The sequence below is a fragment of the Fulvimarina endophytica genome, from assembly GCF_003403015.1.
Lineage (GTDB): Bacteria > Pseudomonadota > Alphaproteobacteria > Rhizobiales > Rhizobiaceae > Fulvimarina > Fulvimarina endophytica.
This window is the reverse complement of sequence record NZ_QURL01000003.1, coordinates 251,312-272,707: the sequence shown is the minus strand read 5'-3', so window position 1 is coordinate 272,707 and position 21,396 is coordinate 251,312. Positions and strand designations below refer to the sequence as shown.

Here is a 21,396-nt window from a genome sequence, read left to right as displayed (position 1 = left end):
CTTATGGAGTGTCGGGAAAGCGGAAGAGGCCGGCGAGCCGGCGCATCCAAGCCTCGGGGATCGCGGAGGAGACGACCGCGCTCCCCTCATAGGCGTGGACGAGGCGCCCTTCGGCATCGAGAATGCCGCAATGGCTGGCCGGCAGCCGCTCGCGCCAGCGGAACAGAAGGACGTCGCCCGTCAGCGGGGCCTCGCCGGTCCTCTCGTCCAGATGCCGCCGCGCGGCTTCCAGCATCAGCTCGCCCTCGCCCCGCACGGCCCAGTCGACATCGTAGGCTCCGGGCCGCTCGGCCTCGCGGCCGTAGAGTTCGCCCCAGACCCCGCGCACGAGGCCGAGGCAGTCGCAGCCGACGTCTTTCCGTCCGCCCTGATGGCGATAGGGCGTGCCGATCCAGGTCCCAGCGATGCGCGCGGCCCGCCATCCGATCTCCCGCGGCATCTCGCCCGCCTCACGGCGCCAGAGGGCGGCCGTCATGGCGATCGCCGGATTTGGCGACGCCGAGCACCGCATCGCTGCCCGGAACGTGCGGAAAGCCCCGGAAGTTCGCGAGGTTGGCGAACCGGCCGGCGCAGGTCGCGGCCCGCTTGTCGCAGCCCTTCGTGATCCGGACCCGGTCGCCCTCCTCCGGCAGCACCGGCAGGGCGCATGTCGGCACGATCTCGAGTCCCGTCCCGGGATCGATCCCGGCGCTCGCGATCTCGAAGGCGAGCCCCGCCGCAGGTCCCGTCAAAAACTCCACCCGCCCGTGGGCGTAGTCGTGCGCGGCAGGCGCATCGCCCGGATCGAGCACCACGATCCGTCCGCGCACCGCCCTCACCATCGCCTCGCGCCGCAATCCGCGCCCGTCGAGATCCACGCCGCAGCGCCGATCGCCGAACACGGCGTCGCAGGTCCGCCGGTAGAGCCGGCCGCGCACCCGGTCGAGATCGGCCATGCGCGAGCGCAGCTCCACCGTGAAGGCGAGATCGCCGCGCCGGATTTCGCCGACGGTCTGAACATCGGTCAGGGCATGGGCGCTCTCGGGCCTCGTCCAGTCCACCAGAAAGCTCTCGACCCGCGCCCCGTCATAGCGCCCGGCTGCGATATCGGCTTCCTCGATGCGATCGGAGGCGAGCGCCCCCGTCACCTCGCGCGTCCCGGCGGACAGGCCGAGCGCGCTTTCCGCCTCGCTCGCCCCGAACCCGCTGCGTGCCTCGAAGCGCGTGCCGGCGAAGACGAGATCCTCGTCGTGATCGGTGAAACCGAGAACCATGCCGTCCGCCCGGCTCACCCGCCAGCATTCGCACAGCGTCGTCACCGGCCCCGCCAGCGCCTCCTTCAGGCTCGTCGGAAACCTCTTCACAGGCGCACCTCGATCAGGGGAATGGACGGGATCTCGCCGGCCTCGAAGGCCGTCACGTTGACGAGAAGCTGGTCGGTGTCGAAACGCACCGGCACGTCGAAGGCGAAGCCCGCCGACACCACGGCCCTCGGCTCCGGCGGCGCATCGAGGAGGATCGCGCCTCCCCCCGCCTCCAGCATGAAGCCCCCTGAGAGCTCGGTGCCGCCGACCGCGACCCGCAAGCCCTCCGCCACGGCCTTGGCGATCGGCCGGACATAGGCATCCGGGCCGGTTCCGTAGCGCTTGACGAGATCGAAGCGCCGGCGCTCGCCGTCGCCGGTTCCCAGGAACACGTCGAAGCCGCCCGGCGCCCGGCCGAACGGGCCCGTATGCCAGTCCATGGGATCGCGGAACCGGAACCCGACGAGGCTCCCGCGCCGGGCCTCGAAGAAAGCGGTCACCTCGGAAAGATCGGCGAGACTGCGCACGCCCGAGCCCGCGTCGTATCGCCGGAAGCCGTGGGCGCCGCGCTGGTTGCGATGCTCGAACCCGGTCGACAGGCGCACGATCTCGACGCGCCGTTCCGGCCCGCCGCTCGCACCGAAGCCGATGCGCAGCGGGAAGCGTTCCTCTGAGAAGGCCGCAATGCCCATGGCTCAGAGCCCCCGCCGGCCGCGCCCTGCGGCCCGGGCGAGCATGGCGTTGATCTGCATCTCCGATTTCCTGAAGCTCTCGGCGTTCGCCGTCGTCACGTTGAAGACGATCGACGGACCGCCCCCTCGTCCCACACCGCCGGCCGCAACGCCGAGGCGCCCGTCGGACCCGCGCGCGAGCGGCAGGATCGCCTCGGCCCCGGCCTCGCCCATCAACCCCAGCCCGCCGCCGCCGTTGCCGCCACCCATTGGAAAGAAGCTCGGCCGCGCGACGACGCCGCCCTTGGCGAAGGGGGTCACCTTCGCGCCGCCGCCCTGAAGGCCGCCGAGCGCCCCGGAGAGAAGCGCCTCGAACGGTTTCAGCGCGGCGTCGAGGGCGATGTCGGAAAGACGGGAGAGGAGCGAGCGCATCACCTCGTCGAGGGACCTGCCGCCGCTCGCCGCCCCCTTCAGGGCGCCCGTCAGCGCCGAGCCGAACCGGTCCGCCTTCTGGGACAGCGCGTCGAGCGCCGCCGAAAGCTCCGCCGTGTCCGCGCTCATCGAGACGCGGATCGTTTCCTCTTCGTCCATTGCGAGATCCTATGGCTGGTCGGGAAAGCGGGTCATGAGGGCGAGGAGGTCGGCAGGGCTCGGCGCCCGCGCGCCCGACCTTCCGCCGAACGCGCCCATGGCGGCGGCAAGCTCGCGCGGCGTCGCCGCCCAGAAGTCGCGCGGGCTGAGCTTCAGGACGCCGAGCCCGAAGGCGAGGACATCGTCCCAGGGAAAGGCCGCGGCGGCCTGGGGGTCTCCCGCCACGGCAGGGCGGGGTCCGGCAGTTCCCCGCCCGGCACTCCTCCTCCCCGCGACCCGCCCGCCTCCTCGCCTGTCTCGTCGCCCTCGCCGAAGGCCGCCGTCAGGAGCTCCACCGCGAGCCTCGCCGCCCCCGAGACGCCGCCCTCGAAGCGCATGGCCGCCACCTCGTCGAGGCCGACCGCCTCGCCCGCCCCGCGAAAGCCGGCGGCGATGATCACGGCGAGATCGCGTGCCGAAAGCCGGCCGGCGGAAAGCCGCGCGGCGAGCGCCGGCAGGTCCTCGGCCCCGAAGGCGGTCTCGAGATCGGCGAGCGCGCCGAGCGTCAGGCACAGCCGGCGCTCGGTGCCGTCGACGACGGCGCCCACCTCGCCCCTCCGCCGGTTGGCGGGAACACGATCAGATCGCATCGAAGGCCAGCGCTCCCGCCGATTCCATGGCGATCTCGAAGGTCACCTCGCCATTGTGCTCGCCTGCATATTCGAGCGCGGTGATCTGGAACGGCCCCCTCACCCGGCCGAAATCCGGGATCACCGCCTCGAAGCCCGTGATCCGCCCGTCGAAGAACGCGCCGCGCAGCCTCGCATCCGAGGCCGCGTCCTTGAAGATGCCGCTTCCCGAAAGCGAGGCGCGCTGGACCCCCGCCCCGCCCAGAAGCTCGCGCCAGCGACCGGCGCTCTCGGTATCGGTCACGTCCACGGTCTCGGCGTTGAAGGCGAGCTTTCGGGCGCGAAGCCCCGCCACCGTCAGATAGCCGCCGCCACCGTCCTCCATCTTCAGGAGAAGGTCCTTGCCCTTCTGCGCCGCCATCCCGCGTCCCTCCGTCTCGTCTTAAAAAATCGCCCATGAAAAAAGCGGCCCTTTCGGAGCCGCTTCGGTCTTCTCGCATCATGTATGGGTCTGGCCGGCCCGTCGCCGGGCCGGTCCCTCACCCTCTTCTTCGGAGCGCCAGCCTCAGGCGACCGTCTCCGTCACCGCGCGAAAGCGCAGGATGCCGTGATAGGTCGCGCTCTCGGGCTCCTGCCGGGCCTCCGCGAACTGCAATTGCAGGTTCACCAGATGATGGCCCTCGAGCGGCAGCGCCGCGTCGTTCAGGGTCTCGGAGACCCGGTCCATGATCGCATAGGTCTCCTGCTTGCCGCCGCCCTTGGCCCAGACATGCAGGGTCAGGATATGCTCCGAGCCGTCCTCGGTGCCCGTCGACCAGTCGACGACCGCCGTGCGTCCGAGGGTGAGGTAGGGAAAGGCCGCGCGCTCGGGCCGGCGGTCGAACACCTTCGGGCCGCCGAGCAGCCCCGTCAGGCCGGGATCGGCCGTCAGCGTCCGGAAGATCGATTTCTGCAGTTCCGCACTTGGTTGCACCATGCGTCCTCGCCTCCTGCGTCCCGTGTCGGAGCGATCCTGCGGCACCCTTGCGCCCCCGGGGCCCCGCGAGCCCCTGGGGCTTCCGAGACGCCTTGAGGGCCAAGGGCGAATGCGCCGATCGCATCCTGTCACATATGGTTATCTATCGTGATCATGTGGCCATTTCGGCACGGATGCACGCTGAATCTCGCGATGCTCGTTCACAGTTTCGTAAACGCGGACCGATCGCCCGCCCCGTCCGGCGTCCGGCGGAAAGCGCCGAGGGCCGAGAGGTTCGACGTCGCCGGAAGATCGCCGGGTCGCAGGTCCCCCCGCCATCCCGCTTCCTCGTCCCGGACCCCGCGTTCTCCGGTTCCACGGGCCGCCCGCTCCGCCAGCCGGCGTGCAAGGTGCGAGCGCAGACCGGAGAGATCGCTCGTCGCGGAGAGGTCCATCAGATCTCCTCGACGCACAGGCAGAGAAGAAAGCGGCCGGTCTCGTCCGGGTCGTGAACGGTTTCGATCGCAAGCAGCCGTTCGCCGATCCGAAACCGCCCGCCCCGCGCCGCGCCGGACCCCGCCCGGCAAAGGACCCGGTGGCGCTGCACCGCCTCCACCCGGTCGAACCGCTCCCGGCGCTCGGGCGCGCGCGGCTCGATGCGGACCGAGAGCGGGTTTGCGGGCGCCCAGACCGTCGAAACGCCGCCCGCTCCGTCCGAGGTCTCCACCGGCTTCTCCAGAACCGCCTGGGTCCGCAGGAGCCCCGGATCGAGAACGAGACGCCGTCCCGTCCTCACAGTCTCACCCGCCTCGACGGGCGCAGGAGCCGCCGCGCCTCGGCCGGCATCGTGTGGACGCCGCCATCGGCGACGGCGAGCCGCATCTCGAACCAGGCCGAGGCCGCGATCAGGATCGCCTGCTTCACCTCGGCCGGCACCTCCTCGGACGCGAGCCCCGCCGTCACGGTCACGTCGATGCCGTTGGCGCCCGCCGCAAACACGGCGCGCGACAACCGGATCGAGGCCCGGTCCGGCGCGATCGCCGCATGGATGCGGGGATCGAAGCTCGTCTCCTCGCCGCGCCGGTCATAGGCGAGAACCCCGTCGACGCTGACGACCGGTCGCTTCGGAGCCGCGATCCATCCGTCCGGCGGCGCCTCGTCCATGACGAGGCGGAACGCGCGCGGCCCGAAGGCCAGTCCCAGTTCGCTCTCCGCCGCCTCGCTCGCGGCGCCGAGGAGAAGCGCCAGCACCTCGTCCTCGTCGCCGCGCTCGATGCGCGCCCAGGCCTTGGCCTCGGCAAGGCCGACCGGCGATACGGTCCGGCCGAGATCGATCGCCACCATGGCTCCCGCTCCTCGTCTTCGTGTCGATCATGGAAGGATCCGGGACCGGCGAGGGCGAACGCCCCCGCCGGTCCCGGTCGCCCGAAAGGCCCCGGTCAGGCCGCGAAGGTCAGCAGCTTGCCCGCGTCGAAGTCCTGCACGCCGCCGCCCACGCGCTTGGTGGTGTAGAAGAGGACGTAGGGCTTGGCCGAATAGGGATCGCGCAGCACGCGCACGCCCTGCCGGTCGACGATCAGGTAGAAGCGCTTGAAGTCGGCGAAGACGATCGCGCTCGCCCCGTCGGCAACGTCCGGCATCTCCTCGGCCTCGACCAGCGGGAAGCCCATCAGCAGCGCCCGGCTTCCCGCGCCCGTCGGCGGCTGCCACAGATAGTTGCCGTCCGCATCCTTCAGCTTGCGCACCACGGCCTGGGTCCGCCGGTTCATCATGAAGGCGCCGTTCTGGCGGTAGCCCGCCTTCAGCGCATAGATGAGGTCGATCAGCCGGTCGGCCGCCTTGCCCGGCCCGAAGCCCCCGGCGGTGCCGGTCTTCAGCCGCCCCACCTTGCCCCAAGTCCACGCATCCTCCTCCACGAGGTCGTAGGTCATGAAGCCGCGCGGCTTGTTCACCCCGTCGCCCTTGACGAAGGCCTGTCCCTCCTGGGCGGCGAAGGCCTGCTCCACCTCCTCGCCGATCCAGCGGTCGAGATCGATCGCCGCATCGTCGAGAAGCGCGTTGGAGGCCGCCGGCATGGCGTAGAGCTCCATGGTCGGGAAGACGAGCTCGGCCAGCTGAGGCGCGGCCGTCTCCGGGCGCGTCTCGGTCTCGCCCACCCAGCCGGTCTGGGCGCCGGACAGTGCGAAGGGCTTCTTCAGCACCGCGCCGGAAACCGTGCGCACCATTGCGAGCGAGCGCACCGGCGAGATCGAGGCGAGGCGGCGGCCGATCTCGGCTTCCGTCTCGTCGGGCACCAGAAAGCCGCCATCGGCGCCGCTCGCCCGCGACATGCCCTTGGCCTCGATCCGGCGCAGCCGGCTTTCGTCGCCGCCCCGCGCATAGGCCTCGAAGGCCTGCTTGTGCTCGCTCGGCTCTGCCGCGCCGCTGCGCTCCTCGGTGCCGATCTGCGGACGCGTGCCCTTCAGCACCAGCCGCTCCATGCGCTTCTGCTGGTCGTCGAGCGCCTGGGTCAGGCGCTCCACCTTCTCCTCCGTCACCACGTCCGCGCTCATGCGCTTCTCGATCTGGCCGAGCCGCTCGTCATTGGCCTCGCGGAAATTCTCGAACACGGTCATGAACCGGTCGTGGGCGGCCACCGCCTCGGGGTTGTGCGCCTTGGTTTCGGGCGCGCCGATGCTGTCGTTCATTCGCGGAACTCCTTGCTGGTTTTAAAATGCGAGGGGAAATGAAAGGTCAGGCCGCCCCGGCCGGGCGGCCGGCGGCGCTCACCCGTGCGAAGGCCGGCAGGCCGGGAATGCCGGGTGCGCCCGGCGCTCTCAGCCGGGCACCCTCCTGCATGGGAAAGGAGACGAGCGAGATCTCCCACAAATCGATCGTCACGAGCCGTCGCCGGTTCGGCGGGCTCGCCCGCCGCGCGAGCTTGGCGCGAAAGCCGATCGACAGGCCGTCGAGCGCGCCGGCCGCAATCAGCGCCGCCGCCTCGTGTCCGGCCGCAGCGCTCACCGCGATCTCGCCCTTCGCATAGAGCCCGAGCCGGTCCTCGCGGATCGTCGTCCAGCGCCCCACCGGCCGGGCCGGATCGTGATGCCACAGCATGCGGATCGCCTCCGGTCCCCGCCGCATCAGGCTCGCGGCAAAGGCGCCAGGCTCGATCACGTCGCCGGAAAGATCGGCCCGGCCGAACAGGGCCGCATAGCCTTCGATGGCGACGAACAGCGTCGATCCCGGCCCGCTCGTCGCACCGGCAAGCCCCGGTGGAGGGATCGCGGCACGGCCCGTGCTCAATCGGGCCTCCCGCATCGCCCGAAGAAAGTCTTGACAATTTGAACGATCTGTTGCACCTCTGCACCTGTCCTGAATTCTTGATGTCGTGGCATTCTCGAACAGCACCCTCGGTCACGAGCGGTGCTGTCTTTTTGTCCGGGCCTCTCGTCGGAGCCTCGTCCTCCTTCCCGAGGCCCGCCTCAGCCCTCCCGCCCGTAGCCGACCGCCAGGCGCTTCTCGTCCCGGGTCAGGAAGTCGGCGCCGGCAATGCGCGCCCACAGGGCCTCGCGCTCCACCGACAGCCCTTCCACCGCGTCGAGATCGACACCGAGTTCCAGCCCGTCATCGCCGAAATGGCCGCCGAGCCAGGTGCCGAGCGCGCCCATGACGCGGCCGATCATCGGCAGCACGGTCAGGCGGTAGAAGGCCCGGTTCGCCTCGGCGTAGTTGGCATAGGTGAGGTCGCCCGGAATCCCGAGCAGCATGGGCGGAACCCCGAAGGCGAGCGCGATGTCGCGTGCCGCCCCGTGCCGCGCCTCCATGAAGTCCATGTCCTTCGGGCTCAGCGCCATCGCCTTCCAGTCGAGCCCGCCCTCCAGGAGCATCGGCCGCCCGGCCGCGCCCGCCCCGGCATAGCCCGTCTCCAGCTCCGCCTTCAGCCGGTCGAACTGCTCGGGCGAAAGGTTCGCCCCGTCGGCCGGCTGGTAGACCAGCGCCCCGGAGGGCCGCGCCGAATTCTTCAGGAGCGCCGCGTTCCAGTCGGCCGCCGCGTTGTGGAGATCGACGGCTGCCGCCGCCGCCGCCATCGGCGCGAAACCCTGCTGATCGGACAGGGGATGGAAGAGCCGCAGGTGCAGGAGCTGTGCCAGACGCCCGTCATCGCCCTCGGCGGAAAACCTTCGCACCGACGAGCCCACCCGGTATTCGTAGGCCTCCGGCCATCCGTCGCGTCCCGCGATCGCCCGCACCCGGTCCGGCCTCAGGCCATAGAGCGCGGCGACCGCGCCGTCCGGGGCAGCGGCCTCCAGATAGGCATCGCCCGACAGAAGCAGATAGCCGCACAGGGTCTCGACGAGGCTCGCCCGGTCCTCGCCCGCATTGGGACGGGCAAGAAGGCGCAGCACCGGATGATCGGAAAGTTCGCGTCCCTCCTTCAGAAGCACCGGCGGAATGGCGCCCGCCGCCTGCGAGATCATCCGCACGCAGCGATAGGCGACGGGATTGCCCATGAAGCCGGTGCGCGCCATCGCCTCGAAGCTGCGCGCGACCCGCCCCTCGCCGCCCGGCCCGGTCAGGAGGAAGGCGCCGCCATAGAGCGGGGCACCCGCCGATTTCTCCTCCCGCGCACCGGCCACCTTGCGGCCGAGCGGGATCGGTCCGGCACCCAGAAGGGATGCCAGTCTGGTTGCAAGGCCCATCAGCCTTCTCCTTCCTCGATGAATTGCGGGCGTTTCCGCGCAAGGCCCTGGCGAACGCGCAGACAATCGTGGATTGCCGGCCGCTCGCGCACGGGGCGTCACATCATGCGCACGCGCGGCGCCCCGTCGCTTCCCGAAAGCGCCGTCACCGCCCAGACGAGGGCGTCGAGCCGGTCGGGCGAGCGAGAGCCGGTCAGGCCCTCGGGACCGAAATCGGCCATCTCGTCCTCAAGCTCCGGAAAGGCGCCCACATGGCGCACCCGTCCCTGCTCGTAGAGCGCGGCCACGGGTTCCGCCCGCAGCCATTTGCCCCGGGTCGCGCGCACCGCCCGGTAGGGCAAGTCGGGCGCGATCGTGCGCAGCACGGCCTCCACCATGTCGCCGCCCTGGTTCACCTCGGCGACGATCCGGTCGGCCTGAAGCTCCTCGCAGAGCGCGACCGCCGCCCGCGCCCAGCCCTCGGGCTTCACGCCCTGCCGGCTCCTGTCGGCGAGAACGTAGAAACAGCCGTCGCCGGCCCGCCCGACGGCGACGATGCCGCAGGCATCGCTGCGCCGGTTGGCGCTCGCCGGCGGGTCCACCGCCACGACGATGCGTTCCAGATCGGGCGCGGCGCGCACCCGGCCGCGGTCGATCGCGGCCCTTGAGAACAGCGCGTCCTCCCGGTCGGCCAGAAGCTCGCCGTCGAGTTCCTGGCGTCCGAGCCGCGTGCCGCCGTAACGCTCCTGCATCGCCTTCAGGAAGCCGGGCGCGAGATGGCCGGCATTCTCGGCCGTGCGCATCCGCGTCACCACCGTCTGCCGGTCCTCCATCAGCCGCTTCAGCGCCGGCACGTTGCGCGGCGTCGTCGTGAACAGGGCCGCGGGCCGCTCGCCCAGTCTCAGCGCCAGCATCAGATTGTCGAAGGTCTCCTCGGCCTTCACCCATTTGCCGAGTTCGTCGCCCCAGGCGGCGTCGAACTGGTAGCCGCGCACGGAATCCGGGTCCTCCGAGGAGAAGATCTGCGCCATCGCCCCATTGGCGAAGGTCAGCCGCCGCCGGCTCACCTCGTAGACGGGCGGGCGTTCGCCCCCCACGGCCCTGAGCCCGCTTTCGCCCTCGATCATCACCTCGCGGGCATCGGCGAGGGTTTCGGCCACGAGCGCGATGCGCATATGCGGCCGGCTCGCGAAAGGTTCGAGCCCGAGCGCGAGGGCCGTGATCCACTCGGCCCCGGCCCGCGTCTTGCCCGAGCCGCGCCCGCCGATCAGCAGCCAGTGCCGCCAGTCGCCCGGCGGCGGTCTCTGCTCGGGGCGCGCAAAGAGCGTCCAGTCGGATGCGGTCCGGCGCACCGCCTCGTCGCAGGAGGCCCTGAGGGCCTCGTCGACGCCGGTCCAGAAGGCGCCCTCTACGCCCCCGCAGCCGGTCTCCGCCGTCATCGGCCCGCCGTCGCGCATCCCGCGCCGGCCCCGGGTGTTCCGCCATCCGCAGGGGCCGCAGACCGCGGCGGAGCCGCGCCCTCGGGCTCCGGCTCCGCCTCGGGCTTTGGCTCGGGCACCGTCTCGTCCGGCCCGAACATCCCGCCCTCGCCCGATCGACCGGCCTCGCGCCGCTGGCGGTCGAGAAGGCGCAGCCGCCGCAGAAGGTCGTCGCGCATGCGCCGGCCCTCCTCCTCGCTGGCCACGTCCGGCTCGCCGGCCAGCGCCTCGATCCGCCGCGTGTCGAGCAGCTTTTCCAGCGTGCGCACCATCTGGCCGATCATGTCGATCCGGTCCTTGCCGGACAGCTTCGCCTTCGCCGCCGTCCCGGCCTCGCCCGCCTCCCCGGATATGAGACCGAATTCCTGAAAAACCGCCTCGACCCGCTCCACCTCGGCCAGAAGGAGATCCATCAGACGATCCGACACCAGACGCCGCCCCGCCAAATCGCGCCCCTCCCCTTCGTCCTCGACCGATCGCAGGTCCAGTAAACCCGCACCCCGGAAACGCAAAAAGGCGAAGCTCGCCGCTCCGCCTTCGCCACTTCTCCGATTGTGTCCTGAACCTATCCGAGGACCGTCACGCTGTCAATGACTATTTTCCTATCTCTTAGAAATTCGTTCCGAACGCCCGCCGTCACCCCGCCTGGCCGACGATCTCGCGCGTCGCGTCGAAGGCGATGTCCTTGTTGCGATCCATCACGTAGCGCAGATCCCAGTCGTCCCGGCACAGATAGACCGGGCGGTCGTCCCGGTCGCGAACCACCTGGGTCGCATTGTCCTTGATGAACTGCTTGAGGGTCTGCTCGTTCGAGCAGCGGATCCAGCGCGCCACGTTGTATTGCACCGGCTCGAAGGTCACGTCGGCCTTGTATTCGCCCGAGATGCGCGAGGCGAGCACGTCGAGCTGCAGCGGGCCGACGACGCCGACGATCCAGTCCGAGCCGAAGGTCGGGCGGAACACCTGGACGAGACCCTCCTGGGCGAGGTCCTCGAGGCCCCGGCGCAGCTGCTTCATCTTCATCGTGTCCTCGAGGCGCACCCGGCGCAACACCTCGGGCGCGAAGGCCGGCAGGCCGGTGAAGCGGAAGCTCTCACCCTCGGTCAGCGTGTCGCCCACCTGCAGGGTGCCGTGGTTCGGAATGCCGATCACGTCGCCCGCATAGGCCTCCTCGGTCAGGGAGCGCTCCTGCGCCACGAAGTAGATCGGGTTCGACACCGCGATCGCCTTGCCCGAGCGCACATGGTCGAGCTTCATGCCGCGCTTGAAGTGGCCCGAGCAGAAGCGCACGAAGGCGACCCGGTCCCGGTGCTTGGGGTCCATGTTCGCCTGCACCTTGAAGACGAAGCCCGAGACCTTCTCGCCCGAGGGATCGACCGGCCCCTTGTCGGAGGGCTGCGGGCGCGGCTCGGGCGCATGGGCGGCGATGAGGTCCATCAGGCGGTCGACGGCGAAGTTCTCGAGCGCCGAGCCGAAGATCACCGGCGTCAGGTGCCCGTCGCGATAGGCCGCGGCATCGAAGTCGGCATAGCCTTCGAGCGCGAGTTCGGCGGCCTCCCGGAAGCCGTCATGGGTGGCCTCGCCGAGCCGCGCCTTCAGCGCCGGATCGTCGAGCCCGCCCTCGTAATGGGTGGTCTCGTGGGTCTTGGCGGCGATGAAGTCGTTGCGCTTCAGGTCGTAGCAGCCCTTGAACAGCCCGCCCTGGCCCACCGGCCAGATCATCGGCGCCACGTCCATCGCCAGCTGCTCCTCGATCTCGTCGAGCAGCTCGAAGGGGTCGCGCCCCTCCCGGTCGATCTTGTTGACGAAGGTGATGATCGGAATGTCGCGCAGGCGGCAGATCTCGAACAGCTTGCGCGTCTGGCCCTCGATGCCCTTGGCCGCGTCGATCACCATGATCGCCGAATCCACCGCCGTCAGCGTGCGGTAGGTGTCCTCGGAAAAGTCGCTGTGGCCGGGCGTGTCGAGAAGGTTGAAGTTGATGCCGTCCTTCTCGAAGGTCATCACCGAGGAGGTGACCGAGATGCCGCGATCCCGCTCGATGTTCATCCAGTCGGATTTCGCCCGCGCCTTGTTGCCCTTGGCGCGCACGGCGCCCGCCATCTCGATCGCGCCGCCGGTGAGGAGGAGCTTCTCGGTCAGCGTCGTCTTGCCGGCATCGGGATGGGAGATGATCGCGAAGGTCCGCCTCGTCGTATAGCTCTCCTTCGCCCGCGGGCGCGCCCGGCCCTCGGTCTCGCCTGTCTCGATCGGTTCTGCGAGGCTGCTCATCTCTTGGCCCTTGCGGATAGAAGCGGATGGAAAAGGTGTCGCGGACGCCGCCGCCCGGTGCGCTCGCCCGGATCGCGCGGCCGCCCGGCCGGCATCGCGCCGCGCATCGGGCACGGCGCGATGCACGGCATATGGGTATCGTTCCGGCCGATGTCGCACGACTGGCCCCGTTACGGAAGGCCCGACCCCTCGGCCCGGCCCCGAAAAGCCCGAGGGCGCCGCCCCGCGGGAAGCCCCAAACCAATGAAGGGGCAGCGAATTCTGGCGCCGGTTGTCGCAGCCGCCTTCCCATCCGCCCCGCTTTGCCGGTAGACTGGCAGCGGGAGAGACGGCGCTCGCGCGACCGATCGCGGTGCGCCGTTTCGCTGATCGTAGGAGGAAAGTCTTCGTGTCCAGACATCTGTTGAGTATCGCCGCGGCCTTCGTCGTCATTCCCTCGCTCGCCTTCGCCCACGGGCCGACCCGCCAGAAGGTCAGCGAGAGCGTCGAGATCAACGCCGCGCCGGACAAGGTCTGGGCCGTCCTGTCCGATTTCGGAAACATGTCCTGGCATCCGCGCGTCGAGAGCGTCACCGCCACCAAGGGCAACGAGGTCGGCTCGGTCCGCACCATCACCTACACCACCGGCGGCACCATGGACGAGGAACTGTCCAAGCTCGACGCCGACAAGATGCGCCTCGGAACCTTCATCGGCCACACCAATGTCGACGTCATCCCGGCCACGAACTACTCCTCCAACGTCATGGTGAAGCCGGGCGACGGCGAGAACACCTCCGAGGTCACCTGGAACGCCGCCTTCTATCGCGGCTATCCGAACAACGATCCGCCGGCCGAGCTCAACGACGAGGCCGCCGTCGAGGGCGTCAGCGCCTATGTCAAGGAAGGGCTCGACGGCCTGAAGAAGGCTGTCGAAGCGGGATCGTGAGCCCGTTCATCCGCCGCCGGCCCCGCGCCGGCGCGGGCGGGTTTGCCGGCTTATCGGCGCTTCTGATCCTCGCCCTTACCGGTCCGTCCGGTGCAGGCGAGCGGGCCTTCGTGACCAATCAGGACGGCGGCAGCATCTCCATCGTCGATCTCGCGACCATGGAGATCTCCGGCACCGTGCCGATGGACGGCAAGCCCGCCGGCATCGCCGTATCAGACCGCTATGCCTATGTCTCGCGGCCCGAGGCGAAGTCCGTCGGCGTGATCGATCTTGCCACCGGCAAGGCCCTGCCCGAGATCGAGGTGGGCGGCGGCCCGCTCGGCATCGCCGTCCATCCCTCGGGCGCGCCGGTCTATGTGGCGGACTGGTTCTCCCATTCCCTGCTGGTGGTCGACCCCAAGACGCGGGCCGTCACGACCCGGTTCGAGACCGGCGAATCCCCCTCGGGGGTCGCGGTGACGAAGGACGGGTCGGTGGTCGTCACCGCCGATCGCGATTCCGATCAGGTCTCCTTCATCGATACGCGGAGCGGCGAGGCGCTCGCCCGCGTCCCCGTCGGCAAGCGCCCCTTCGGCGTCACCATCTCGCCCGATCAGGCCCGCCTCTACGCGGTCAATGTGGGCAGCGACGACGTCACCGTCCTCGATCTTCGCAGCCACGAGGTGCTCGCCACCGTCCCCGTCGGCTCGCACCCCTACGCCGCCGCCGAGGCGAACGGCCGCGTCTTCGTCACCGATCAGTATGGCGGCACGCTCTCGGTCTTCGATGCGAAGAGCTTCGAGCCCGTCGAGCGGATCGAGATCGGCGAATATCCCGAAGGCATCGAGGCGAGCGCCGACGGCCGTTACGTCTACGTCGCCAACTGGTTCGACGACAGTCTCGCCAAGGTCGATACCGAAAGCCTTCGGATCGTCGGAACGGTCGATGTCGGAAGCGGCCCGCGCGCCTTCGGCACCTTCATCACCGAAACCGAGCCGAACAAGGAGCAAGATCAATGATGCGTTCGCACATCGTCACCGGCACCGACACCGGCAGACCCGCCCGGCGCGCCGCCGGTCTCGCTTTGGCCCTCGTCCTTGCCGCAGCCGGGCCGAGCCTTGCCCAGGATGCGGCGACGCCCGGCGCGGGGGCAAGCGCGGATCCGGCCATGACGAGCGGCGGGGCATCCCCGTCCGAGGCCGCGCCCGTCGCTGCCCCCGGTGCGTCACCTGCCGCCCCGTCCGGGGCTCGCCCCGCAACGGCCGGGCTCGTCCCCTCGCCCCAGTCCATGGTCGTCGGCCCCGGCGGCGCCTCGCCGTCCCTGCCGGGCCTCACGCCAAGCGCCTCCACGTCCGATTATCCGACCGTCGCCTCGGCCGATTACGTCTTCGGCTGCATGGCGACCAACGGCCAGTCGCGGATCGCCCTCGAGCAGTGCTCCTGCTCCTTCGACGTGGTCGCCTCGCTGATCTCCTATCCGAGCTATGTGGAAGCCTCGACCTTCCTCTCCATGGGTCAGGTCACCGGAGAGAAGGGCGTCCTCTTCAAGTCGAGCGAGGAGGCGAAGCGATCCGTCGGCGACCTGCGCCGCGCCCAGGCCGAAGCCGAGGTCCGCTGCTTCGAGTGATACCGGCCCGAGCGGGGCCTGAGCTCATCGCCGGACGACACCGGCCCGGCGGCCGAACCGGCTTGCCGAACCCCGATATTCGGGGTCCGGCCTCTGGCGGCCGCGTCGGCCGGTCAGTTCGTCTCGACGGGCAGACCCGCTTCCTTCCAGCCCGAAAGGCCGCCCGTGATGCGATGGGCGTCGTAGCCCATCTCAGAGAGGATCGCGGCGGCGAGCACCGCCCGGCCGCCCGACGCGCACAGGACATGCACCGGCCGCTTCTCGTCATGGGCCGCGCGCAGCACCGGATCGGCGCCCTCGAGCGTCGTGTCCGCCTTGAACTCCAGAAGCCCGCGCGGCACGTGATGAGCCCCCGCGATCGTGCCGCTCGTGCGAAGCTCCTCGGCCTCGCGCACGTCGAGGATCAGACCGTCCGCGTCATGGGCCTCTTTAGGGGAAACCGAGGCACCCGCCCGGCTCTCGGCCGCAGATACCAGCTCTTTCAACGTCTTCGCCATGGTGAAGGCTCCTTCGCATGATGCGTTGCCCTCAAAGGTCGGGCGGGCAGCCCGTCCCTTCAAGGCATTCAGGCACCCCTCGCCGATCGGCCCACCCGCTCCATCGCCCCCTTCGGAGCATCGACCATGGTTCAGGCGGAAGCGTCCGGCCGCCCGAAGCGGGCCCGGTCGCTCTCGCATTCGCCCCGCGCATGGCACCCCGGAACATGGTCGTTCACGAAGCCCATGGACTGCATGAAGGCATAGCAGGTGGTGGGGCCGACGAAGCGGAACCCCTCGCGTCGCAGCGCCCTGGAGAGGCGCGTCGAGGCGGGCGTCACCGGGTTCTCGCCGAGCCATCGCAGCGTCATCACCGAAGGCCGCTCCTCGGCCGGTGGCTCGAAGCCCCACAGAAAGGCCGCGAGCGAGCCCTCGCGCTCGATGAGGCGCAGCGCGGCTGCCCCATTGCCGATCGCCGCCTCGATCTTGCCGCGATGGCGGATGATCCGCGCATCGGCCACCAGGCGCTCCACGTCCTCGCGCCCCATGGCGGCGACCCGCTCGATCTCGAAGCCGTGGAAGAGCTCGCGAAACGCCTCGCGCTTCTTCAGGATCGTGATCCAGGACAGGCCCGCCTGAAAGCCTTCGAGGCACAGCTTCTCGAACAGCCGTCGATCGTCGGCGACGGGCCGGCCCCATTCGGTGTCGTGATAGTGCTGGTAGAGCGGGTCGGTGCCTACCCACCGGCAGCGCATGCGCCCGTCCGCGCCCTCGATCAGCCCTGTCTCTTCGCCCTCGTCCATGCGGGCGAGAATAGGCCGCGCCCCCGCTGAAGACAATGCCGCGAGCCCGCCCCGGCCAAGGCCCTTGGCTCGTCCGTGCGACGCATCCGCGCGCCGCCCGCCCCATCCCCGCCCAAGGCCAGCCGTGCAGCACCGCAACAGGCAGGGCGCGCTGCGCTGGCCGGGCTCTCGACAGGAGGCGGCGGGAGGGCCAGAACGGAATGCACACCATCAGAGCAGTCGCCCCATGATCCAGTCCCGCCTCCCCTTCCGCCGCAACGCCCCCCGGCGCTCCCTGGGCGTGCGCCCATCAGCCGGGCGCGTATTCGCCGGGCGCGTATCAACAGGGCCCTTACGAGCCGGACCCGTGCGCTCCGCGCTTCTCGCGGCCCTCCTTGCGGCCCTTCCCCTGCCGGCGCTCGCGACACCCGCCCTCGTCGTCGATGCCGACAGCCGCGCCGTGCTCCTTGCCGAGGATGCGGGCGATCCCTGGTATCCCGCCTCCACCACCAAGCTGATGAGCGCCTATGTCACCTTCCGGGCGATCGCGGCCGGCGAGGTGGATCTCGAAACGCCCGTCGTCGTTACCAAGCGCGCCATGGGCGAGGCCTCGCTCCATGCGGGCCTGTCGGCCGGGCGCGCCATGACGCTGCGCGATGCGCTCTACGCCATGCTCGTCGGCTCGGCCAACGAGGTCGCCATTTCGCTCGCCCAGACCGTCGGCGGCAGCGTCGAAGGCTTCGTCGACCGCATGAACGCGGCCGCCGCCGAACTCGGCATGAACGCCACCCGTTTTGCCAATCCGAACGGCCTCTTTGCGCCCGAACAGCATGTGACGGCCCGCGACCTCGCCCTTCTGGGCCTCGCCGTCACCCGCGATTTCCCGGAATATCTGCCGATCTTCGAGACGAGCGAGGTGGTCGTCGACGGCAAGCGGCTGGAGAGCGAGAACACGCTTCTGACGGGCTATGAGGGAACCCTCGGTCTCAAGACCGGCTTCCTCTGCGCCTCGGGCCGCAACATCGTGGCGCTGGCCGAGCGCGGCGGGCGCAGCATTCTCGTCGTCCTTCTCGGCGCCACCACCGGGCGCGAGCGGGCCGAGCGCACGGCCATGCTGATGACCGAGGCCTTCGAAGGCCGGCTGCAGCCCACCGGCCTCTCGCTGGAGGCGATCCCCGACCGGCCCGAAGTCCCGCCTCAGGACATGCGCGTGCGCCTGTGCACCGATGCCGCGGCCGCCTATGAGACCGAGCGCAACCGGCTCTATCCCATGGGGCTTGCCGGCCAGCCGAGCTATCTCGACGCCGCCATCGCGCCGCGCAGCCACGCCATCACCACCTGGCTCCAGCCGGTCACCGTCAAGGTCCCGGTTCCCCGGCCCCGCCCCGCCGGCCCGCAAGGGTGATCGCGGCCGGTGCGGTTCCGGCCGAGGTGTGGCGCCGGTCCGGCTTTTCGGCGCAAAACTGAAGACGGGCGCGTTTTTGGGGTGGCGCCCGGCGGCGTCTGGCGCTAACGGGAAGGCCCATGGCGCGATATATCTTCATCACCGGCGGCGTGGTCTCCTCACTCGGCAAAGGCATCGCTTCGGCGGCGCTCGGCGCTCTCCTTCAGGCGCGCGGCTACCGCGTGCGCCTGCGCAAGCTCGACCCCTATCTGAACGTCGATCCGGGCACGATGAGCCCGACCCAGCACGGCGAGGTCTTCGTCACCGACGACGGCGCGGAGACCGATCTCGATCTCGGCCATTACGAGCGCTTCACCGGCCGCTCGGCCAACCGGCACGACAACGTCACTACCGGCCGCATCTATCAGGACATCATCGCCAAGGAGCGGCGCGGCGATTATCTCGGCGGCACGGTGCAGGTCATTCCGCACGTCACCGATGCGATCAAGGCGTTCGTCCTCGAGGGCAACGAGGACTACGATTTCGTCCTCTGCGAGATCGGCGGCACCGTCGGCGACATCGAGGCGATGCCTTTCATGGAGGCGATCCGCCAGCTCGGCAACGACCTGCCGCGCGGCGGGGCGATCTACGTCCACCTGACGCTGATGCCCTATATCCCGACCGCGGGCGAACTGAAGACCAAGCCCACCCAGCATTCGGTGCGCGAGCTGCGCGCCATCGGCATCCAGCCCGACATCCTCCTCGTGCGCGCCGACCGGCCGATCCCGGCCGAGGAGCGGCGCAAGATGAGCCTGTTCTGCAATGTGCGCGAGATCGCCGTCATCCAGGCGCTCGACGTCGCGACGATCTACGACGTGCCGATCGCCTATCACAACGAGGGCCTCGACACCGAGGTTCTCGCTGCCTTCGGCATCGATCCGGCGCCCAAGCCCCAGCTCCAGCGCTGGCATCAGGTGGTGGAGAACATCCGCAATCCCGAGGGCGAGGTGACTATCGCCGTCGTCGGCAAGTATACCGAGCTCAAGGACGCCTACAAATCGCTGATCGAGGCGCTCCAGCACGGCGGCATCGCCAACCGGGTGCGCGTCAAGCTCGACTGGATTCCCTCCGAGGTCTTCGAGGAGGAGGACCCCGCTCCCTATCTGGAACGGGTGAGCGGCATTCTCGTGCCGGGCGGCTTTGGCGAGCGCGGGTCCGAGGGCAAGATCCTCGCCGCCCGCTTCGCCCGCGAGCGCGACGTTCCCTATTTCGGCATCTGCTTCGGCATGCAGATGGCGGTCATCGAGGCCGCCCGCTCCCTCGCCGGCATCGAGGCCGCCTCCTCCACCGAATTCGGCGACACGAAGGAGCCGATCGTCGGCCTGATGACCGAATGGCTGAAGGGCAACGAGCTCGAACAGCGCGCCAAGGAAGGCGATCTGGGCGGCACCATGCGCCTCGGCTCCTACAAGGCCGCCTTCAAGCCCGGCTCGCGCATCGCCGAGATCTACGGCGCGACCGAGGTCGAGGAGCGCCACCGTCACCGCTACGAGGTCAACCGCGCCTATCGCGAGCGCCTGGAAGAAGCCGGCATGGTCTTTGCCGGCATGTCGCCGGACGGCCTCCTGCCCGAGACGGTGGAACTGCCCGACCATCCCTGGTTCATCGGCGTCCAGTATCACCCGGAGCTGAAGTCCCGTCCCTTCGAGCCCCATCCCCTGTTCACGAGCTTCATCCAGGCAGCCGTCGAACGCTCGCGGCTGGTGTGAACGCCGCCTTACGGCAAGCCAAGGAAGGTCCCATGCGCGCGCTCGATCACATCGTCATGCCCTTTGCAGCTCTCGGTGAGGCCCGGGGCTTTCTCGAAAGCCTCGGCTTCACGGTCGCTCCCGAGGCGCGCCATCCCTTCGGCACGGGCAATGCCTGCGTCTTCTTCTCCTCCGGGCCCTTCCTCGAACCCCTCGCCCGGCTCGACGAGGCGGCGTGCACGGCGGCCGACAGGGAAGGCAATCTCTTCGTGCGGCGCGACGCGGCCTTCCGCGACCGCCCGGTCTCGGCCTTCTCGGCCCTCGCCCTCGCCTCCCCGGACATCCATGCCGACCGGGAGAGCCTCGCCCTTCTCGGCCTTGCCGAACAGGCGAGCGTCGATTTCTCGCGCGTCCTGACGCTCGGTGACGGCACGACCGCCGATCTTTCCTTCAGCCTCGCCTTCGCCAAGGATTTCTCGCCGCGCGCGCCGAGCCTCTTCCTGTGCGAGCAGCGCGGCGGCGCGGGCGTCGATCGCGGCGCCCTCACCCGCCACGAGAACGGCGCGAGCGCGATCGCGGGCGTCGAGTTCGCGACCACCGATCTCGACGCGGCCGAGGCCTATCTCACCGGTGTTCTCGGCGCGGAAGGCGAGGAGGACGAGGACGGCGACCTGCGCTTTGCGACCCCCGCCGGCTTCGTCTCGGTGGTCGAGGTGGGCGGCGCGGAGGTTCCCTCCTTCGCCCTCGGCGCGCTCATCGTCGAAACCTCCGATCTCGACGCCGTCCGTCGTCTCTTCGAGGCCCGTTCCATCGACTTCGAGGACGAGGATGATAGTCTGGCGGTCGCCTGCCCCAACGGGCCGGGACGTCTCGTCTTCGTCTGATCCGCGCGGGGGTCCGGCACCGATCGCGACACGGATCGGGCCGGCACGGCGGCCAACGCAGTTTCCGCGGGCTCGAACAACGCCCCCGGCGCCCATGCTTCAGGGATCGCAAGCCATGAACATCGTCAGCCACGCCGTCACCGCGCACGGGGTCACCTTCTCCGGTTCGGCCCCCTTCGCGCTCATCGCCGGGCCCTGCCAGATGGAGAGCCGCGACCATGCGATGATGATCGCAGAGCGCATGAAGCGGGTCACCGCCGATCTCGGCATCGGCTACGTCTTCAAGGCGAGCTTCGACAAGGCCAATCGCACCAGCCTCAAGGGGAAGCGCGGCATCGGCCTTGCCGAGGCGCTTCCCGTCTTCGAGGAGGTGCGCCGGGAGTTCGACCTGCCCGTCCTCACCGATGTCCACACCGAGGCTCAGTGCGAGGAGGTCGGCGCGGTCTGCGACATCCTCCAGATCCCGGCCTTCCTCTGCCGCCAGACCGACCTTCTCGTCGCCGCCGCCAGGACCGGCCGGGTGATCAACATCAAGAAGGGCCAGTTCCTCGCGCCCCACGACATGAAGAACGTCGCGGCCAAGGTCACCGAGAGCGGCAATCCGAACGTCCTCCTCACCGAGCGCGGCGCCTCCTTCGGCTACAACACCCTCGTCTCCGATTTCCGGGGCCTGCCGATCATGGCCGAAACCGGCCTGCCGGTGGTCTTCGACGCCACCCATTCGGTGCAGCAGCCGGGCGGCCAGGGCGGGTCCTCGGGCGGCGAGCGCCGCTTCGTCGAGACGCTGTCGCGCGCAGCCGTCGCCGTCGGCGTCGCCGGCCTCTTCATCGAGACCCACGAGGACCCGGACAACGCCCCGTCCGACGGCCCCAACATGGTGCCGCTCGAGCGCATGCCCGATCTCCTGAAGCGCCTGAAGGCGATCGACGATCTGGTGAAGGGTTTTTGACGCCCATCCCACCACTCGGCCCCCACGATCCGGCCCAGACGAACCTGCCTCGACGACCCGGCATTGACCCCCGACCGGGCAAAGCGTTTCGACCCGGCCTGACTTGCCTCCGTCATGTTTTGCG

General features: G+C 69.9%; 25 protein-coding genes. 7 read left to right on the top strand and 18 right to left on the bottom strand.

From position 1 onward, the window contains the following. Window position 1: 1 nt before the first annotated feature. From DYI37_RS07770 to DYI37_RS07690, 16 genes are all read right to left on the bottom strand, one after another. Window positions 2-475, bottom strand: a complete 474-nt coding sequence (locus DYI37_RS07770; RefSeq protein WP_425365030.1) for an NlpC/P60 family protein — start codon at window positions 473-475, stop codon at window positions 2-4. After that, entirely contained in the window at window positions 450-1,343 is an 894-nt protein-coding gene (locus DYI37_RS07765) for a DUF2163 domain-containing protein (protein WP_116682645.1), read from the bottom strand. The genes DYI37_RS07770 and DYI37_RS07765 overlap by 26 nt, the downstream gene beginning before the upstream one ends. Then, window positions 1,340-1,975, bottom strand: a complete 636-nt coding sequence (locus DYI37_RS07760) for a DUF2460 domain-containing protein (RefSeq protein ID WP_116682644.1) — start codon at window positions 1,973-1,975, stop codon at window positions 1,340-1,342. The genes DYI37_RS07765 and DYI37_RS07760 overlap by 4 nt, the downstream gene beginning before the upstream one ends. A 3-nt stretch (window positions 1,976-1,978) precedes the next feature. Further along, window positions 1,979-2,545, bottom strand: a complete 567-nt coding sequence (locus DYI37_RS07755) for a phage tail tape measure family protein (RefSeq protein ID WP_116682643.1) — start codon at window positions 2,543-2,545, stop codon at window positions 1,979-1,981. 9 nt (window positions 2,546-2,554) lie between these two features. After that, the gene (locus DYI37_RS07750; RefSeq protein WP_116682642.1) at window positions 2,555-2,770 is read right to left on the bottom strand and encodes a phage tail assembly chaperone; all 216 of its coding nucleotides are present in this window, start codon (window positions 2,768-2,770) and stop codon (window positions 2,555-2,557) included. Continuing rightward, the gene (locus DYI37_RS07745) at window positions 2,698-3,132 is read right to left on the bottom strand and encodes a gene transfer agent family protein (RefSeq protein WP_342634937.1); all 435 of its coding nucleotides are present in this window, start codon (window positions 3,130-3,132) and stop codon (window positions 2,698-2,700) included. Before DYI37_RS07745 ends, DYI37_RS07750 begins: the two co-directional genes overlap by 73 nt. A gap of 31 nt (window positions 3,133-3,163) precedes the next feature. Further along, on the bottom strand, window positions 3,164-3,574 hold the full coding sequence (locus DYI37_RS07740) for a phage major tail protein, TP901-1 family (protein WP_116682640.1): 411 nt from the start codon (window positions 3,572-3,574) through the stop codon (window positions 3,164-3,166). Window positions 3,575-3,718: 144 nt separating this feature from the next. Next, window positions 3,719-4,129: a DUF3168 domain-containing protein gene (locus DYI37_RS07735; RefSeq protein ID WP_116682639.1), complete on the bottom strand. Its 411-nt coding sequence runs from the start codon at window positions 4,127-4,129 to the stop codon at window positions 3,719-3,721. Window positions 4,130-4,562: 433 nt separating this feature from the next. Further along, window positions 4,563-4,904, bottom strand: a complete 342-nt coding sequence (locus tag DYI37_RS07725; RefSeq protein WP_116682637.1) for a head-tail adaptor protein — start codon at window positions 4,902-4,904, stop codon at window positions 4,563-4,565. Beyond that, complete coding sequence (locus DYI37_RS07720) at window positions 4,901-5,452, bottom strand: head-tail connector protein (RefSeq protein WP_116682636.1); 552 nt, start codon at window positions 5,450-5,452, stop codon at window positions 4,901-4,903. Before DYI37_RS07720 ends, DYI37_RS07725 begins: the two co-directional genes overlap by 4 nt. A 95-nt stretch (window positions 5,453-5,547) precedes the next feature. Next, entirely contained in the window at window positions 5,548-6,795 is a 1,248-nt protein-coding gene (locus DYI37_RS07715; RefSeq protein WP_116682635.1) for a phage major capsid protein, read from the bottom strand. A 46-nt stretch (window positions 6,796-6,841) separates the two neighbouring features. Further along, complete coding sequence (locus DYI37_RS07710) at window positions 6,842-7,393, bottom strand: HK97 family phage prohead protease (RefSeq protein WP_245413829.1); 552 nt, start codon at window positions 7,391-7,393, stop codon at window positions 6,842-6,844. Between the two features lie 179 nt (window positions 7,394-7,572). Then, window positions 7,573-8,790 (bottom strand): phage portal protein, encoded by a 1,218-nt coding sequence (locus DYI37_RS07705; RefSeq protein ID WP_116682633.1) that lies wholly within the window; start codon window positions 8,788-8,790, stop codon window positions 7,573-7,575. Window positions 8,791-8,888: 98 nt separating this feature from the next. Next, window positions 8,889-10,208: a DNA-packaging protein gene (locus DYI37_RS07700; RefSeq protein ID WP_116682966.1), complete on the bottom strand. Its 1,320-nt coding sequence runs from the start codon at window positions 10,206-10,208 to the stop codon at window positions 8,889-8,891. Then, window positions 10,205-10,660 (bottom strand): hypothetical protein, encoded by a 456-nt coding sequence (locus DYI37_RS07695; protein ID WP_147307896.1) that lies wholly within the window; start codon window positions 10,658-10,660, stop codon window positions 10,205-10,207. The genes DYI37_RS07700 and DYI37_RS07695 overlap by 4 nt, the downstream gene beginning before the upstream one ends. A gap of 223 nt (window positions 10,661-10,883) precedes the next feature. Continuing rightward, window positions 10,884-12,518, bottom strand: a complete 1,635-nt coding sequence (locus DYI37_RS07690) for a peptide chain release factor 3 (RefSeq protein ID WP_245413828.1) — start codon at window positions 12,516-12,518, stop codon at window positions 10,884-10,886. 388 nt (window positions 12,519-12,906) lie between these two features. Between DYI37_RS07690 and DYI37_RS07685 the strand changes: the two genes are divergently transcribed. The 3 genes from DYI37_RS07685 to DYI37_RS07675 all read left to right on the top strand — a co-directional run bounded on the left by DYI37_RS07685 (window position 12,907) and on the right by DYI37_RS07675 (window position 15,049). After that, window positions 12,907-13,443: an SRPBCC family protein gene (locus tag DYI37_RS07685; protein WP_116682631.1), complete on the top strand. Its 537-nt coding sequence runs from the start codon at window positions 12,907-12,909 to the stop codon at window positions 13,441-13,443. Then, on the top strand, window positions 13,440-14,441 hold the full coding sequence (locus tag DYI37_RS07680; RefSeq protein ID WP_245413827.1) for a YVTN family beta-propeller repeat protein: 1,002 nt from the start codon (window positions 13,440-13,442) through the stop codon (window positions 14,439-14,441). The genes DYI37_RS07685 and DYI37_RS07680 overlap by 4 nt, the downstream gene beginning before the upstream one ends. 269 nt (window positions 14,442-14,710) lie before the next feature. Beyond that, the gene (locus tag DYI37_RS07675) at window positions 14,711-15,049 is read left to right on the top strand and encodes a hypothetical protein (RefSeq protein ID WP_116682963.1); all 339 of its coding nucleotides are present in this window, start codon (window positions 14,711-14,713) and stop codon (window positions 15,047-15,049) included. A gap of 113 nt (window positions 15,050-15,162) precedes the next feature. Here DYI37_RS07675 and DYI37_RS07670 read toward each other — a convergent pair whose 3' ends face one another. Both DYI37_RS07670 and DYI37_RS07665 read right to left on the bottom strand, forming a co-directional pair. Next, window positions 15,163-15,546 carry a rhodanese-like domain-containing protein gene (locus DYI37_RS07670; RefSeq protein ID WP_116682630.1) on the bottom strand — a complete coding sequence of 128 codons (384 nt, stop codon included), beginning with the start codon at window positions 15,544-15,546 and terminating at the stop codon, window positions 15,163-15,165. 131 nt (window positions 15,547-15,677) lie between these two features. Beyond that, a complete protein-coding gene (locus DYI37_RS07665; protein ID WP_116682629.1) occupies window positions 15,678-16,328 on the bottom strand; it encodes a DNA-3-methyladenine glycosylase I in 651 nt (216 codons plus the stop codon). 346 nt (window positions 16,329-16,674) lie between these two features. On the opposite strand from DYI37_RS07665, the gene DYI37_RS07660 reads away from it, so the two are divergent. From DYI37_RS07660 to kdsA, 4 genes are all read left to right on the top strand, one after another. Further along, complete coding sequence (locus tag DYI37_RS07660) at window positions 16,675-17,712, top strand: D-alanyl-D-alanine carboxypeptidase family protein (RefSeq protein WP_245413826.1); 1,038 nt, start codon at window positions 16,675-16,677, stop codon at window positions 17,710-17,712. A gap of 119 nt (window positions 17,713-17,831) precedes the next feature. Next, window positions 17,832-19,460, top strand: a complete 1,629-nt coding sequence (locus tag DYI37_RS07655) for a CTP synthase (RefSeq protein ID WP_116682627.1) — start codon at window positions 17,832-17,834, stop codon at window positions 19,458-19,460. A 32-nt stretch (window positions 19,461-19,492) separates the two neighbouring features. After that, a complete protein-coding gene (locus DYI37_RS07650; RefSeq protein ID WP_116682626.1) occupies window positions 19,493-20,323 on the top strand; it encodes a VOC family protein in 831 nt (276 codons plus the stop codon). Window positions 20,324-20,438: 115 nt separating this feature from the next. Next, the gene (kdsA, locus tag DYI37_RS07645; RefSeq protein WP_116682962.1) at window positions 20,439-21,272 is read left to right on the top strand and encodes a 3-deoxy-8-phosphooctulonate synthase; all 834 of its coding nucleotides are present in this window, start codon (window positions 20,439-20,441) and stop codon (window positions 21,270-21,272) included. Window positions 21,273-21,396: the final 124 nt, after the last annotated feature.